Source organism: Photobacterium sp. SP02 (assembly GCF_038519165.1).
Classification (GTDB): Bacteria; Pseudomonadota; Gammaproteobacteria; order Enterobacterales; family Vibrionaceae; genus Photobacterium; species Photobacterium halotolerans.
Map to the genome: position 1 here is coordinate 42,054 of NZ_JASJOJ010000029.1, position 16,368 is coordinate 58,421.

The 16,368-nt window shown below is 55.2% G+C and carries 11 protein-coding genes; 6 read left to right on the forward strand and 5 right to left on the reverse strand.

From position 1 onward, the window contains the following. The first annotated feature begins 21 nt into the window (after positions 1 to 21). Positions 22 to 3,483 (forward strand): PAS domain-containing hybrid sensor histidine kinase/response regulator, encoded by a 3,462-nt coding sequence (locus P0Y67_RS13590; RefSeq protein WP_342392276.1) that lies wholly within the window; start codon positions 22 to 24, stop codon positions 3,481 to 3,483. A 178-nt stretch (positions 3,484 to 3,661) separates the two neighbouring features. On the opposite strand, the gene P0Y67_RS13595 is transcribed toward P0Y67_RS13590, so the two are convergent. Together P0Y67_RS13595 and P0Y67_RS13600 are read right to left on the reverse strand one after the other, a co-directional pair. After that, positions 3,662 to 5,365, reverse strand: a complete 1,704-nt coding sequence (locus P0Y67_RS13595; RefSeq protein ID WP_342392277.1) for a sodium:solute symporter family protein — start codon at positions 5,363 to 5,365, stop codon at positions 3,662 to 3,664. A 14-nt stretch (positions 5,366 to 5,379) separates the two neighbouring features. Continuing rightward, positions 5,380 to 5,646, reverse strand: coding sequence for a DUF4212 domain-containing protein (locus P0Y67_RS13600; RefSeq protein WP_342392278.1), 267 nt, complete (start codon positions 5,644 to 5,646; stop codon positions 5,380 to 5,382). A 406-nt stretch (positions 5,647 to 6,052) separates the two neighbouring features. Between P0Y67_RS13600 and P0Y67_RS13605 the strand changes: the two genes are divergently transcribed. After that, on the forward strand, positions 6,053 to 7,795 hold the full coding sequence (locus tag P0Y67_RS13605) for a potassium/proton antiporter (protein WP_342392279.1): 1,743 nt from the start codon (positions 6,053 to 6,055) through the stop codon (positions 7,793 to 7,795). A gap of 8 nt (positions 7,796 to 7,803) precedes the next feature. Here the strand turns inward: P0Y67_RS13605 and P0Y67_RS13610 are convergent, their stop codons facing one another. Beyond that, the gene (locus P0Y67_RS13610) at positions 7,804 to 8,442 is read right to left on the reverse strand and encodes a response regulator transcription factor (RefSeq protein WP_192017318.1); all 639 of its coding nucleotides are present in this window, start codon (positions 8,440 to 8,442) and stop codon (positions 7,804 to 7,806) included. A 138-nt stretch (positions 8,443 to 8,580) separates the two neighbouring features. Beyond that, positions 8,581 to 10,443, reverse strand: coding sequence for a protein-disulfide reductase DsbD (locus tag P0Y67_RS13615; RefSeq protein WP_342392280.1), 1,863 nt, complete (start codon positions 10,441 to 10,443; stop codon positions 8,581 to 8,583). 369 nt (positions 10,444 to 10,812) lie between these two features. Between P0Y67_RS13615 and P0Y67_RS13620 the strand changes: the two genes are divergently transcribed. Further along, positions 10,813 to 11,349, forward strand: coding sequence for an FxsA family protein (locus tag P0Y67_RS13620; RefSeq protein WP_342392281.1), 537 nt, complete (start codon positions 10,813 to 10,815; stop codon positions 11,347 to 11,349). Between the two features lie 87 nt (positions 11,350 to 11,436). On the opposite strand, the gene P0Y67_RS13625 is transcribed toward P0Y67_RS13620, so the two are convergent. Then, positions 11,437 to 12,828 carry an MATE family efflux transporter gene (locus P0Y67_RS13625; protein WP_342392282.1) on the reverse strand — a complete coding sequence of 464 codons (1,392 nt, stop codon included), beginning with the start codon at positions 12,826 to 12,828 and terminating at the stop codon, positions 11,437 to 11,439. A 216-nt stretch (positions 12,829 to 13,044) separates the two neighbouring features. Here P0Y67_RS13625 and P0Y67_RS13630 point away from each other — a divergent pair, with 216 nt between their 5' ends. The 3 genes from P0Y67_RS13630 (at position 13,045) to P0Y67_RS13640 (ending at position 15,895) form a co-directional block, all read left to right on the forward strand. Further along, entirely contained in the window at positions 13,045 to 13,335 is a 291-nt protein-coding gene (locus P0Y67_RS13630) for a co-chaperone GroES (protein ID WP_027254091.1), read from the forward strand. 41 nt (positions 13,336 to 13,376) lie between these two features. After that, on the forward strand, positions 13,377 to 15,017 hold the full coding sequence (groL, locus tag P0Y67_RS13635; protein ID WP_342392283.1) for a chaperonin GroEL: 1,641 nt from the start codon (positions 13,377 to 13,379) through the stop codon (positions 15,015 to 15,017). Between the two features lie 287 nt (positions 15,018 to 15,304). Further along, positions 15,305 to 15,895, forward strand: a complete 591-nt coding sequence (locus P0Y67_RS13640; protein WP_342392284.1) for a hypothetical protein — start codon at positions 15,305 to 15,307, stop codon at positions 15,893 to 15,895. Positions 15,896 to 16,368 lie beyond the last annotated feature (473 nt).

Below are 16,368 nucleotides of genomic sequence, written 5' to 3' on the forward strand. Positions count from 1 at the left end.
AACATTTTTCAGGGAGATCCTATGGAGCAGGGATGGATAGTCGTGCCGGTATCACTGGCCTATCTTGGGCTATTGTTTTTCATTGCCTGGTACGGCGATAAACATACCGGCTGGATGTCCCGCTGGCGCCCCTGGATATACAGTCTGTCGATTGCGGTCTACTGTACCTCCTGGACGTTTTACGGCACCGTCGGTCAGGCCAGCCGGGATCTGTGGTCGTTTCTGCCGATCTACCTGGCGCCCATTCTGGTCTTCACCTTTGGCTGGCGTATTTTTGCCCGCCTGATCCTGATCGCCAAGCGCGAACATATCACCTCGATTGCCGATTTTATCGCCGCCCGCTATGGCAAATCTCAAGGGCTGGCGGTGCTGGTCACCCTGATTGCCACTGCCGGTATTCTGCCTTATATCGCCTTGCAGCTGCGGGGGATCACCATGGGGCTGGCCCAGGTGGCCCCTGATCTGACCCGCAACAGTATGCTCAACGACGGCGATATTGCCTGGCTGGTGACCCTGGCGCTGGCCGCTTTTACTGTGCTGTTCGGCACCCGTCATCTCGATACCACTGAGCACCATCGCGGCATGATGATGGCGGTGGCGTTTGAATCTTTGATCAAACTGGCGGCTTTTCTGGTGGTGGGGCTGTTTGTCATGCTGCTGTGGTGGGATATGCCGGCGCTGGAACTGAGCCAGCTGGACGTGTCTGTCTTGCCCTCCATGGATATCAATGCCGGCAGTTTTATTATTCATACCTTGCTGACCATGGCGGCGATTATCTGTCTGCCGCGTCAGTTCCATACGACTGTGGTGGAAAATACCCACGCCCCGGATCTGCATCTTGCCCGCCGGGTGTTCCCTGTGTATCTGCTGCTGATGGGAATATTTGTGGTGCCGCTGGCACTGGCCGGGAAAGTGCTGCTGCCGGATGTGCCCGCCGATACCTATGTGATCAACCTGCCGTTGCTGCAAGGGGCTGACACCATCGCCTTGCTGGCATTTCTGGGCGGCACCTCAGCGGCCAGCGGCATGGTGATTGTCTCGACCATAGCCCTGGCCATTATGGCGTCCAACGATCTGGTGCTGCCTTTGTTGCTGCGCCGGCTGCGGGTGTCGAGCCGAAATCATGCGGCGTTTTCCGGCCTGCTGCTCAATATCCGCCGCGGCCTGATCCTGCTGCTGCTGCTGGCGGCCTGGGGATTTCATGAAGTGCTGGATGAAATCGAATCGCTGTCGGCGATCGGGCTGTTATCCTTTGCGGCGATTGCCCAGTTCGCACCGGCGTTGCTGGGGGGAATTTACTGGCGCGAAGGCAACCGCAACGGTGTCTACGCCGGTATGCTGGGCGGCACCGCGCTGTGGGTGATCACCCTGATGAGCCAGACAGGTATGCTGGCCGGCAGTGCTGACACAAACCTGTTGCTGTGGTTGCTGACACCGCCTTCCCTGCCGGTACTGAGCGAGTTAACCACAGTGGACTGGGGCATGCTGATCAGCCTGACGACCAACCTGCTGCTATACGTTCTGGTGTCTATGGTGACCCGCTCATCACTGACCGAGCGCCTGCAGGCCGCCACTTTTGTCGGCGCGCCGATGCCGGAGGCCGACGACGCCCGTTTGTACCAGGCCAGGGTGACAGTGTCTGAGCTTGAACTGCTGGCGGCGCGGTTTGTCGGCCGCAAGCGGATGCGTCAGGCTTTCACCCATTTTGCCCAGCAGCACCAGTTTAATTTTCAGCCCCAGCAGCAAGCGCCGGCCAGCCTGATTCGCCATACCGAACGGGTACTGGCGGGGGTATTTGGTGCCTCTTCGGCCCGTTTAGTGCTGACCTCGGCGTTGCAGGGGCGCAACATGCAACTGGAAGAAGTGGCCACCATAGTCGATGAAGCCTCTGAACTGTTTGATTTCAGTCGCGGGCTACTGCAGGGCGCGATTGAACATATCAGTCAGGGGATTGCCGTGGTGGATAAACAGCTGCGGCTGGTGGCCTGGAACCAGCGTTATCTGGAACTGTTTTCTTTCCCGCCCGGTTTGATTCAGGTCGGGCGGCCGATTGCGGATGTGATCCGCCATAACGCACGTCTGGGGTTGTGCGGACCGGGGGATCCTGAAGTTCATGTCGCCAAGCGGGTCAAGCACCTGCAGCACGGCACGGCGCATACCTCTTCCCGGATCCGGCCGGACGGGCGGGTGATTGAAGTGCAGGGCAATCCGATGCCGGGCGGCGGTTTTGTCATGAGCTTTACCGATATCACGGCATTTCGTCAGGCAGAGGAAGCGCTTAAAGAAGCCAATGAAAACCTGGAGGCCAGGGTGCGGCAGCGAACGCAAGAGCTGGAGCAGCTTAACCGCCGGCTGGTCTCGGCCACTCAGCATGCCGAGCAGCAGGCCCAGTCGAAAAGCCGCTTTCTGGCTGCCGTCAGCCACGATCTGATGCAGCCGCTCAATGCGGCCCGTCTGTTTTCATCGTCGTTGTCTGAGGTGGCCAAGGATGAGGAAAGCACTAAGCTGGCACACCATATTGAGAGCGCCCTGGGAGCTGCTGAGGATCTGATTGGTGATCTGCTCGATGTGTCGCGCCTGGAGGCCGGTAAGCTGCAGGTCAATGTTCATGTGTTCCCGCTCAGCGATGTGTTCAATACGCTCAATGCCGAATTCAGCGCGCTGGCCAGACAGCAGGGCATAGACTTTGCCGTGGTAGACAGCAAGGCGCTGGTGCACTCGGATCCCAGGTTGCTGCGCCGGGCGCTGCAAAATTTCCTGACCAATGCGTTTCGCTATAATCCGGGTGGCAAAGTGCTGCTGGGGGTGCGGCGGGTTGGCAGCCAGCTCAGGATCGAAGTCTGGGATAACGGCCCCGGGATACCGCAAGAGAAACAGGCCAACATTTTTGATGAATTCACCCGTATAGACCGCGGACGCGGGGATCATGGTCTCGGCCTCGGGCTGGCCATTGCCCGGGGGATCAGCCGGGTGATGGATCATCCGCTGTCGTTGCGTTCCTGGCTGGGTGAGGGCACAGTGTTCGCACTGTCGGTGCGCCGGGGACAGGCGATGCATCTGCCGGAAGAAAAACCGCAGGCCGCACCGGAACAGGCGTTACCCTTGTTCGGGACCCGGGTGCTCTGTGTTGATAACGAAAAAGATATACTGACCGGCATGGACAGTCTGCTCAGTCGCTGGGGCTGCGAGATCCGGCTGGCGGAATCTGTCTCGGCCGCGCTGGCACACTGTGACGATGGCTGGGTGCCAGATGTGATTTTCAGCGACTACCACCTCACCGAGCTGGAAACCGGCCTGGATGTGCTGATCGAGTGCGAAACTAAGCTGGGGCCGGTGTTCAAAGGCGTGATCATCAGTGCCGACAGGCTGCCGGAAACACAGCAGACGATCCGCAGCAAAGGCTTTGCCTTTATCAGCAAGCCGGTGAAGCCGCTGAAACTGCGCTCTTTGCTGAATCAGTACGCGCAGGCGAGGATCAGTTAGAGAATGCACTGTGACATCCTGCGGTCGTAAGCGGCACTGCAGCTCAGAAGTGGCCGAAAGAGCGGGTGAAACGCCGCACTTGCTCTGCGCATAAAAAAACGGAGCCATTATGGCTCCGTCAGCGGGCGGGGTTTCCCCCGTTTGTTGCTACTGAGTGTTGTTATTCTGTCGGTTGGGTTTAGTGGCTGTGAGCAGCCCCCGATCCTTTCGGATAACGGATTGATTCCACCAGCTCCTGCACATCTTCCGGGACTTCTGCGGTGAACTTGTTCACCACAATCGATACCACGAAGTTCACGCACATACCCAGGGTACCTATCCCTTCAGGGCTGATACCGAACCACCAGTTGTCCGGGGTGCTGGCCGCCGGGTTGATGAACTTGAAGTAAATGATGTAAGCCGCAGTGAACAGGATACCGCTCAGCATACCGGCAATCGCGCCTTCTTTATTCATCTTCTTGTAGAAGATGCCCATGATAATCGCCGGGAAGAAGGACGAGGCCGCCAGACCGAAGGCGAAGGCCACCACCTGTGCCACAAAGCCTGGTGGGTTAATCCCCAGATAGCCGGCACCGATAATCGCCAGACCCGCCCCTATCCGGGCCGCCCTCAGCTCCTGTTTATCCGTCATATTGGGTTTGAAGCCTTTCTTGAGCAGGTCATGCGCCACCGAGGTGGAGATCACCAGCAGCAAACCGGCCGCCGTTGACAGTGCTGCCGCCAGGCCACCCGCTGCCAGCAGGGCAACCACCCAGTTTGGCAGTTTGGCCAGCTCAGGACTTGCCAGTACTATGATGTCACGGTTGATGTTCATCTCGTTACGCTCATCGCCAGAGTAGAACATTTTGCCGTCGCCATTCTTGTCTTCCCAGGCTACCAGACCGGTTTTCTCCCAGTTGGTCACCCAGCTTGGTGCTTGCTCGGCCGCGACACCCTGCATGTCCGGACCGTTTAAGGTTTCAAACATGTTGATACGGGCAAACGCCGCCACAGCCGGCGCTGTGGTGTACAGGAAGGCAATGAACAGCAGTGCCCAGCCAGCCGAAATACGGGCATCTTTCACGCGAGGTACGGTGAAGAAACGGATGATCACGTGCGGCAGACCTGCCGTACCGACCATCAGAGCCGCGGTGATGAAGAACACATCCACCATGCTCTTTGAGCCGTCGATGTAGGAGGTGAAGCCCAGCTCGGTACTCAGGCCTTCCAGCTTGTCCATCAGGTAGACATCCGTCCCACTGATGGTTGAACCGAAGCCGATTTGCGGAATCGCGGAGCCGGTGACCATGATAGAGGTGAAGATGGCTGGTACCATGAAGGCAAAGATCAGCACGCAGTACTGTGCAACCTGGGTATAGGTAATGCCCTTCATGCCGCCCATGACCGCATAGAAGAACACGATAGCCATACCAATAATGATACCGACGTTAATGTCGACTTCCAGGAAGCGGGCAAAAACCACGCCCACGCCACGCATTTGTCCTGCTACATAGGTGAAAGAAACAAAGATGGCACAGAACACAGCTACCATACGGGCAGTGCGGGAGTAGTAACGGTCGCCGATAAAGTCCGGCACAGTGAACTTGCCGAATTTACGCAGGTAAGGGGCCAGGCACAGTGCCAGCAAGACATAACCGCCGGTCCAGCCCATCAGGTACACGCCGCCGTCATAGCCGGCGAACGAAATGATCCCTGCCATAGAAATGAACGAAGCGGCAGACATCCAGTCAGCAGCGGTCGCCATGCCGTTAGCGACAGGGTGAACACCACCGCCGGCGACATAGAACTCGCTGGTTGACCCCGCGCGGGACCAGATAGCAATCCCGATATAGAGTGCGAAAGACAGACCCACCAGTATGAAGGTCCAGGTTTGAATATCCATGAGTGACTACTCCCTTAATCCTCGTGAACGTTGAATTTGCGGTCCAGCGCATTCATCTTGTAGACATAGACAAAAATCAATGCAACAAAGATGTAAATGGAACCTTGTTGTGAAAACCAGAAGCCGAGTTTAAAGCCGCCCAGCTGAAACTGATTCAGGGCATCCACAAACAACACACCTGCCCCGTATGACACGAGGAACCAGATGGCAAGCAAAGAACCCATAATGGACAGGTTCTCCTTCCAGTAGGCTTGCGCTTGCTCCTTGGATTCAAACGCCATGGTCATCTCCTTACTATGGTCAGTCATTTTTCAGTTAAAAAAATGTTACGTGATGACAATAGCAAGCTTATTGAAGACGCACAGTGCAACTTTAGTCGGGCAAAAAACCATCAAATGTTGGCTAAATTTAGAAAGTTAGTGATATGACTCAAGAAAAATGGGATGTTAAATTGCTGTTAAGTTAGCCGAAAGTATAAGGCGGGCAGCAGATAAAGATCAGGCGGTTACCATGGCTTCGTGCCGAATATTCGCGGGCGAAATAGTGCTTGGTAAGCGTTAAATACTGGCAAGATCGGGGAATTGTTTACATATAGTTTTCTCAATGTCGCTGTATATTAGGGCAAAATACAGGAGCAACCGGTTTTGTTAGCCGGTTGCTGAATCAATAATAATCTTTGGAGGATGAGTGGACGCGATTACCATTAACGGTTTTTTTCTGGTTGGCGCTTTACTGATTGCGTTAAGTGTTCTCCTGAGCCCGGTATCATCCAAGTTAGGCATTCCAATTTTGCTGGTGTTTCTGATCGTCGGCATGATGGCCGGTGAAGACGGCCCGGGCGGTATCTTGTTTGATGATTATTCCGTGGCGTATCTGGTCAGTAACCTGGCGCTGGCAATTATTCTGCTTGATGGCGGCATGCGGACCCGGGTGGCCAGTTTCCGGGTCGCCTTATGGCCCTCCGTGGCGCTGGCCACCTTAGGGGTGGCGATCACCACCGCCCTGACCGGCCTGATGGCCACCTGGCTGTTTGATCTTGAGCCGCTGCAGGGCATTCTGGTGGGCGCGATTGTCGGCTCAACCGATGCCGCCGCGGTGTTTTCTCTGCTCAAAGGGCGCAGCCTGAATGAGCGGGTAGGCTCGACCCTGGAGATTGAATCGGGCACCAATGATCCCATGGCGGTGTTTCTGACCGTGACCCTGATTGCGGTACTCAGCAGTCAGGGAACTGAGTTCAGCGCCGGTTTTCTGGCCCTGAGTTTCGTCAAGCAGTTTGGCATAGGTGCCATCGCCGGGCTGGCGGGAGGCTGGCTGTTGTGGCGCCTGATTAATCGTAATCATCTGCCGGAAGGCCTGTACTCAATCCTGGCGGTCAGCGGCGGGTTGATGATCTTTGCCATTTCAAACGCCTTGGGCGGCAGCGGTATTTTATCCATTTATCTGGTGGGGCTGCTGCTGGGTAATCGCCCGACCCGCTGCCGTCATTCTATTCTCAACGTGCTGGACGGCATGACCTGGCTCAGCCAGATTTGTATGTTCCTGGTGCTAGGGCTGCTGGTCACCCCGTCAAATCTGATTGCGATTGCACTGCCCGGACTGGCGTTGGCGTTCGGGATGATTGTCTTTGCCCGTCCGATCTCGGTCTGGATCAGCCTGCTGCCGTTTCGCAGCTTCACGGCGCGGGAAAAATGGTTTATTTCCTGGGTCGGCCTGCGCGGCGCCGTACCTATTATTCTGGCGGTCTTCCCTATGATGGCCGGACTGCCCAATGCCCAGTTGTATTTTAATCTGGCCTTTTTCGTGGTCATGGTATCGCTGATCCTGCAGGGGGGAACCCTGACCAAAGCCATGTCGCTGGCCAAAGTCGAGCTGCCGCCTCGTCCCGAGCCGGTGTCCCGCACCGGGGTGGAAGTGTTTCCCACCAGTGAGTGGGAGCTGTTTGTCTATAACATGAAAGCGGATAAGTGGTGTATCGGCGAGCCTTTGCGTAACTTGTCACTGCCGCTGGGCACCCGGATTGCTGCTGTGTTTCGGGATCAGCAATTGCTGCACCCGTCGGGCAGTACCCGGCTGGAAGAGGGAGATACCCTGTGCGTGCTGGCGCAGGAGAAAGATCTGGAAGCCCTGAGCCAGCTGTTCAGCGAAGCGCCGGAGAAAGCCGAGCTGGTGCGTTTCTTTGGTGACTTTTTTCTCGATGCCGACGCCAGGCTGGCGGATGTGGCGATCGCTTATGGCCTGGAGCTTGGCGAGGTGAATCCGGCCATGACACTGAAAGATCTGGTTATTCAGCATCTGGGTACCAATCAGGTACTGGGGGATAACTTTGAATGGAATGGCCTGCACTGGGTGGTGGCAGATATCGCCAACTGGCAGGTAACTAAGGTTGGCTTACGCCTGCCAGAAGACGATCCTGAACAGGATGATAAGTGAGTGACTACTCACTCATCACTGAGTTCATTTAACAGGATAACCGCCTGAGTGCGGTTTTTGACCCCGAGTTTGCGGAAAATGGCCGTCATGTGTGCCTTGATGGTGGCTTCGGAGACATTGAGCTCGTAGGCGATCTGCTTATTGAGCAGACCATCGGACAGCATGCACAGCACTTTGTATTGTTGCGGCGTCAAAGTGGCGATGCGGGCCGCCAGCGCGTCCAGCTCGGGGTTGTCTTCATCTTCACCGATACCCGGCGGGAAATAGGGTTCGCCGTCCAGCACCTGATTCAGAGCGCTGATCAGCTCACGCATATCGCTGGATTTGGGAATAAAGCCAAAAGCACCGTGATGACGAACCTGGCGGATGACGGATGCCTCTTCATTGGCAGACACCACCACGACCGGCAGTTCCGGATGCTGGGCGCGAAGCTGGATCAGACCGGACATGCCATTGGCGCCCGGCATTTTTAAATCCAGCAGCAAGAGATCAACATCCGGTTCTTTATCAAGCAGCTGTAACAGGGTATCGAGCGAATCTGCTTCCAGCAGATTGGCCTTGCTGACCGCCATGTGCACTGACTGAAACAGGGCGTTTCGAAACAGTGGGTGGTCATCGGCAATGACTATAGTGTACTGAGCGTCCATGACATTAAGCTTCTTGTTTTTCCTAACGCTAGCATTGCTGAAATGCCAGATCAATTTGTTCACCGCCAAGATACGAACTGGATCCGTTCCCGTGTCTATCTTGGCGGTATTTTATGCCGGCAGGGAATACTTCCCGGCTTACTGGCCGATCAGCTGGTTGGCTTTCAGGTGATCGAGAAAGGGTTCAGCTTCCACGAAACCGGTCAGGCGGGCTTTCGGTGCCTGCTCGCCATCCGCATGCCAGAAATCCAGCGTCGGCAGTCCCAGCACATTCATCTTTTGCAGCAGCTGGATGTCGTCCGGATTCGTGTCGGTGACATCGGCCTGCAACAGGACGAAACGCTGTAATTCTGGCGCCACGCTGGCATCGTGGAAAGTGTACTTATCAAACTCTTTGCAGGCGACACACCAGTCGGCGTAAAAATCCAGCATTACAGGTTTGCCTTCGGCTTTGGCCTGGGCCAGCGCCGTCGTCAGTTCATCCATACTGGCCACGCGCTTAAAAGTTATCTCAGGTGCGTTCTGCGGCACGGCGTGTGGCTGGGTGCCGGTCAGACCCTGATAGACGGGCAGCAGCGAAACGAGCAGGCCAAGAATGGCGATGACACCCACCAGACTGCTGCGCCAGGAATGGATCATGCCCTGTTTGACATGGTACAGCCAGCCGAAGGCCCCCAGCCCGAAGGCGGCCCATAAATACGGCATCAGGTTTGCGGGCAGAATGCGTTCCAGCAGGAACAGCGGCACAGCCAGCAGCACCAGGCCGAAGAACATTTTAACGCTGTCCATCCAGGCGCCCGCTTTTGGCAGCAGACGGTTACCGAACATGGCGATCAGAATCAGCGGGATCCCCATCCCTATCGCCAGGGCATACAGGGCGACTGCGCCAGTCAGTAAGTCGCCGCTTTGGGCAACGTAAATCAAGGCGCCGGACAAGGGCGCCGTGGTGCACGGCGAGCAAACCAGGCCGGAAATGGCGCCCATCGCAAATACGCCGCCGAGCTGGCCGCCTTTCTGCTGATTGCTCAGCTGATTGAGCCAGGTCTGGACACTGGAAGGGAGTTGCAAGTTGTAGACGCCGAACATAGACAATGCCAATACGACAAAGAGTACGCTCAGGCCAATCAGGACATACGGGTGCTGCAAGGCCGCCTGAAACTGCATGCCCGCCGAAGCGACCACTAACCCCAGTAAGGTGTAAGTCAGTGCCATGCCCTGAACATAGGTGAAAGCCAGGGTGAAAGTGCGTCCGCTGCTGAGCTGGCCGCGGCCCAACACGATACCGGTCAGGATCGGGTACATAGGCAGCACACAGGGCGTGAACGCCAGCCCTATGCCCAGCGCCAGAAACAGCAGCGGTGTCCACCATTGCTGGGCCAGATCGCTGGCCAGTTGATCCTGCTGGCTCAGTGGCGCACTGCTGCTGAGCGGTTGTCCGGCCGAACCTGAGGGTACCACTGCGGCGGTTTGATTGTCAGTGCTTACTATCAGCTTGGCTTTAACCGGTTCTTGGCCTGACAAAGGCGTACCCGCGGCGGAGACGGTGGCAAACAGAGGCACTTCGCGGGTTTCGGGCGGATAACAGAAACCGGCTTTGGCACAGCCCTGATAGCGTACGGTCAGGGTCGCGTTGTCATTAGCCCGGGCAATGGGCACTGTGAGCGCCAGAGATTCAGGGTAAATCTGGACCTCGCCGAAAAACTCATCCTTGTAGGGCGTGCCTGCCGGCAGCCGGATATCGCCGATGCTGGCCCCGTTTGCCATCACAGAAAACTGATGCTGATACAGGTAGTAACCCGGTTTGACCTGCCAGTCGAGCACCAGCTGATCGTCGTTTTGGGTAAAGTTGAAGGCAAAGGCCTGATCAACAGGGACAAAACTGTTCTGACCCGATGAATCTGTCAGTCCCGGCAGAGAAAACTCCGCCCGCAGCGGCAGGCTGAGTATCAGCAGGCTGAAGACAAATAAACGCGTAATGGGCAAGTGTCGCAGTATAGTCATCGGATTCGGGCTCGTTCTGTCTCGGGTCATCGGCTTGAAGATGGCGTCTTGATGTCGCCAATATACCCCATAAGGGGACAAAGTGTCAGACCCGAGAAATCAGGCTGAGTTTCATTGTCTGTGTTCTCAGGCAATTATAGCGCCTGCAGGCTTGGCTAAATGCACTAAGCGCGGTTGGTTTCGGGGCCTCAGCCGAGTCAGCGGCAAAAAAATCGATGCAGAAAGGTGATCCAGCTAAAAGCCTCTGCTGCTATGGTTGAAAATCAGGGCAATCTCGCCATCATAGTCGGCATCTTTGCGCTATGTGGCTGCAGCTCAGCTGTGGACGGTAGTTTCCTCAATAGTCGCCAGCCTGAATAAGGGGTGTTTGTGTTTCCGGTACTTTTGTTTTTATTTATCCTGGTTCCCATCATAGAGATCGCCCTGTTTGTCCAGGTTGGCGGTGTCATTGGTCTGTGGCCGACCCTGTTGCTTGTACTGCTGACGGCCGTGGTCGGCGCCTCACTGGTTCGCAGCCAGGGCATTGCGACCCTGATGTCGGTGCAGGACAGGCTGAATAAGGGGGAATTGCCTGCCCAGCAAATTGTGGAAGGTGTGATGCTGGCGGTCGCCGGTGTGCTGCTGCTGACACCGGGCTTTATGACAGACGCTATGGGGCTGGTGGTGTTACTGCCCGGCCCTCGTGCCGCGCTGGCGAAATTTCTGATGGCTAAAGTGAAAGTGCAGAGCATGCATCAGAGCGGCTTTGGCGGTGGCTTTGGTCCGCAAGGGCCGTTTTCAGACCGCGACCCTTTCCACCGCGATCAAAATGGTGATGTGTTTGACGGCGAATATGAGCGCAAAGACAAAGACGAGAAAGAGAAGAAAGACCACTCAGATGACGATGATCAGCACCGGTTGCACTGAGTGATTCGTTAGGTTGTTGATTTAAATGAAATAAATGCCATTCCCGCGTCGGCGGGAATCCATTAAACGCGCAACTGTCAGCGGCAGCTATCGCGAGCGTGAAGGCGAGCCGGCTTCCTGTTGGTGCCCTGAGCTGACATGTTGCCGGTGCAGCCTGCGCGCATAACCCAGTGCCGCCAGGCCGCACAGCCCATTGGCCACGGCGATCCCGGTAAATAACCCTTCAGTACCATTGATCTGGCTGCCAACCCAGGCTGCCGGCAGCAGCAGGCCGAACAGACGGATCAGATTCCACAGCAGTGCCTGAACCGACAGGTGCATGGCATTCAGGGCATTGATCAATTGCATGCACACGGCCAGCAATCCGTAGCTGGCCGGTACCAGTATCAGGTAATGCCACAGCTGGGTCTGCACCGCTTCATCCTGACTGAACATGAGTGAGATGGGCCAGCTTAGCGGCACCATCATCACAAACACCAGCAGTTGGAAGCCCAGCGCGAATTTCATGGCCGTGAACAGGGCAGCGAAGGCCCGTCTGGGCTGCCTGGCGCCAAAATTCTGCGCCATGAAAGGCATCAGGGCCGAGCTCAGGGCGAACATGACCAGCATCAGCAGCGATTCCACCCGCATAGCCGCGCCATAGGCGGCGACCGAGGCGGTGCCCTGGCTGGCCAGCAGGACCATCACCAGCGCATTGGATAAAGGCGCCAGGGCGTTGGACAGCCCGGCCGGGGTCCCTATGTGCAGTATCTGTCGCCAGTCAGCAAAGATCAGCCGGAGATCCGGGACCGCCAGCAGCTTTTCGCGCACAATCAATATCCGCAACGACCAGACTAATGCAACCGCCCAGCTGACGCCGCTGGAAATGGCCGCGCCGCGCACACCCAGTTCCGGAAAAGGGCCGTAGCCAAAAATCAGCAGGGGATCGAGCACGCCGTTGATCACTCCGGCCAGCATCATGATTTTCGCCGGCGATCTCGCATCGCCTGTGGCCCGGATCGCACTGTTACCGGCCATGGGAATGACCAGCAGCGGGATCGCCAGATACCAGACCTGCATATAGTCACGAATAATCGGCAGCAGGCTGTCTTCGGCGCCCAGCAGGCGGAACAGCGGATTGATGGTCAGCAGCCCGGCGATCACAGCGAGGACCACCAACAGCAGCGCCAGTAACAAGCCATGGCTGGAGACTCTGGCCGCCGCCTGGCTGCTACCGCTGCCCAGCAGACGGCCAATGCAGGCGGACAAACCGACGCCCACCCCCATGGTAATGGAGTTGAGGGCAAACGTGACCGGGAAGGTGAAACTGACCGCCGCCAGCGCCTGGGTGCCCAGCAAAGCAATGAAAAAGGTATCGACCAGGTTAAACATCAGGATAGCAACCATGCCAAACACCATAGGAATGGTCAGACGCCGCAGGACTTCCGGAATCGGATCGGACAGTAAACCGTGTTTATCAGGGCGAACAGTTTGGGTCATAAGGCTCTCTGGTCTGTCTTTGCCAGCACACCCTAATGCAAAGAATGTGATCGGGCAAAAAATCTGGCACAAAAAGTAAAAAAAATTAACGTCAGGACTTGGGTTCCAGAAAAACGACCCAACATGTCTAAGTATCAGTTTTCGCGGGATGGAACCAAACACCGTCCTGCTTTCTAACAACCCATAGATATTACCAAAATCAGGAGAGACGACCCGATGAATATTCGTCCTTTACATGACCGAGTGATCGTTGAGCGCCAGGAAGTTGAATCAAAATCTGCTGGTGGCATCGTTCTGACTGGTTCTGCTGCAGAAAAATCGACCCGCGGTACAGTGTTGGCTGTAGGCAAGGGCCGCATTCTGGAGAATGGTTCTGTGCAGCCATTGGACGTTAAGGTTGGCGACAGCGTTATTTTCGCTGAAGGTTATGCCACCAAGTCTGAGAAGATCGACGGTAAAGAAGTTCTCATCATGTCTGAAAATGACATCTTGGCAATCGTTGAATAATCCATTCACTTTGAATTAAGAATTAAGAAAGGAAGATAAACATGGCTGCTAAAGACGTAAAATTCGGTAACGATGCTCGCGTAAAAATGCTGGAAGGTGTCAACGTTCTGGCCGATGCCGTAAAAGTCACCCTGGGTCCTAAAGGCCGTAACGTCGTACTGGATAAATCATTCGGTGCGCCGGTTATCACTAAAGATGGCGTTTCTGTTGCGCGTGAAATTGAACTGGAAGACAAATTCCAGAACATGGGCGCACAAATGGTGAAAGAAGTGGCGTCTCAGGCCAATGACGCGGCGGGTGACGGTACCACCACAGCCACAGTGCTGGCTCAGGCTATCATCACCGAAGGTTTGAAAGCGGTCGCAGCGGGCATGAACCCGATGGATCTGAAGCGCGGTATCGATAAAGCCGTGATTGCGGCGGTAGAAGAGCTGAAAGCGCTGTCTTCTCCTTGTGCAGACAGCAAAGCGATCGCGCAGGTAGGTACTATCTCTGCCAACTCCGATTCTACCGTGGGTAACATCATCGCCGAAGCGATGGAAAAAGTCGGCCGTGACGGCGTGATCACTGTTGAAGAAGGTCAGGCTCTGCATGACGAGCTGGACGTGGTTGAAGGTATGCAGTTCGACCGTGGCTACCTGTCTCCATACTTCATCAACAACCAGGAAGCGGGCAGTGTCGAGCTGGAAAGTCCGTTCATCCTGCTGGTAGATAAGAAAATCTCTAACATCCGTGAGCTGCTGCCAACACTGGAAGCGGTGGCGAAAGCCTCTCGTCCTCTGCTGATCATCGCAGAAGATGTTGAAGGTGAAGCACTGGCGACCCTGGTGGTGAACAACATGCGTGGCATCGTGAAAGTTGCAGCGGTGAAAGCCCCTGGCTTTGGCGATCGTCGTAAAGCTATGCTGCAGGACATCGCGGTGCTGACTGCCGGTACTGTGATTTCTGAAGAAATCGGCATGGAACTGGATAAAGTGACCCTGGAAGATCTGGGTCAGGCCAAGCGTATCTCTATCACTAAAGAAAATACCACCATCATTGATGGTCACGGTGAAGAAGTGGCGATTCAGGGTCGTGTGACTCAGATTCGCCAGCAAATCGAAGACGCCACCTCTGACTACGACAAAGAGAAACTGCAAGAGCGTGTAGCTAAACTGGCTGGCGGTGTTGCTGTGATCAAAGTTGGTGCGGCGACTGAAGTTGAAATGAAAGAGAAAAAAGACCGCGTCGAAGATGCCCTGCACGCAACCCGTGCTGCGGTTGAAGAAGGCGTGGTTGCCGGTGGTGGTGTTGCCCTGATCCGTGCCGCTTCTAAGCTGACAGATCTGACTGGCGACAACGAAGAGCAAACTGTCGGTATCCGTGTTGCACTGCGTGCCATGGAAGCACCTATCCGTCAAATCACCCGTAACGCCGGCGATGAAGAATCTGTCGTGGCGAACGAAGTGAAGCGTGGCGAAGGTAACTACGGTTACAACGCAGCCACTGGCGAGTACGGCGACATGCTGGAAATGGGTATCCTGGATCCAACCAAAGTGACCCGTTCTGCTCTGCAGTTCGCCGCTTCTGTTGCGGGTCTGATGATCACCACCGAAGCCATGGTCACTGAGCTGCCTAAGTCTGACGCGCCGGACATGAGCGCGGCCATGGGCGGCATGGGTGGTATGGGCGGCATGATGTAATCAGCCCCGTCACCTGTTGATAGATAAAAGAACCCGCCGTATGGCGGGTTCTTTGTTTTTGTCAGCAGCTATCTTGCCAACAAGGCGAGCTTTTGCTGCCTGTGCTGGGAACGGGCAAGTGTTGATATGCCATCAGTGACAGCTAGGGCGCCAGCCTGTAACCATGCTGACTATCAGTACCGCTTTGTTATTAGCTTTATTGCATATTTGCTACTCAGCCATATCTTTGTGCTTGAACCTGGTTTAAGACTCTGTGTTTTCAACTGTCACATTTCAGAGGAATCGTTATGTTGAAACACACTTTGGCGTTGTTCATGGCCGGCTGCGTGTTTGGCACCACAGGCAGTCATGCCGGCGATGCAGCGCAAAGCTTTATTGACCAATATCATATGGATGCTCAGATCCATCAGATCCCGGGCGATCAGATGCTGTCTGATGAGCGTCTCAGCGACATGTTCCGGGCGCAGTCGAGAAGAATGACCATCTGCCGGGGTGACTTCATTCCAGACGGCTATGTCATCACCGGCACCACAGTTAATTTCGATTGCGGCAGCTGGCAGCACAGCGACAATGCCTACATTCTGACTGTAGCGCCGAAGAGCGGTGCATTGTTCAACACCTGCGCCGGATACCACAGCCGGGTGTACGACGGCTTTGTGATTATCGCCAACATCTACAATCCGGCCTGTAATTTTGGCTCAGGCAACTCAGTCAACGGCAGTACGCAGGTGTATGCCGATAAGTACAGGCCCAGTTTCACTGTGTGCGCCAACTCTCCGATTCCCGCCAACTACACCCGCAGCAGACACCATTTTTCTTCCAGTTGCCGGGTCGGTATTGGCATGGCGAATAATGCCTATGTGATCACCCGCCAGTAGCCGTTACGGCTCATCTGGTTTTTCAGGCCCGGCCATCTGGTTCGGGCTTTTTTTGATGCCGTGTCAGGGCGCTGCCTTGTTATGGGGGCCTCGAGTCTGGTTTCTGCTCTGCTTTTTCTTATCTTTCTATTTTTCTTATCTCGCTCATCTTTCTTTTGCTTTTTGGTCGCACGTCATTGCTTGCGGTTTGCTGCACGGGACATTGCAATGAACCCGCTCTATCTCTGTGGGGTATAGTTTTAATTCGGTTTATCAATAAACAAAACCTGTCTTAATTGTTAATGGTTTCATTTTTTAGCTTATTGTTGGTACATTTTTGATGAGTGGTTTGTTAATTTATTTTTCGTCATTTATATTTTCTTTAAATATAGTGTCTATTGGGTGTTTTCAATCTTTTTTCTCGGCGTTTTCATTTGATTTTTGATGCGGTTGAAACCGGTATTGAACTTCGTCTGCATCCGGATATTACGGCG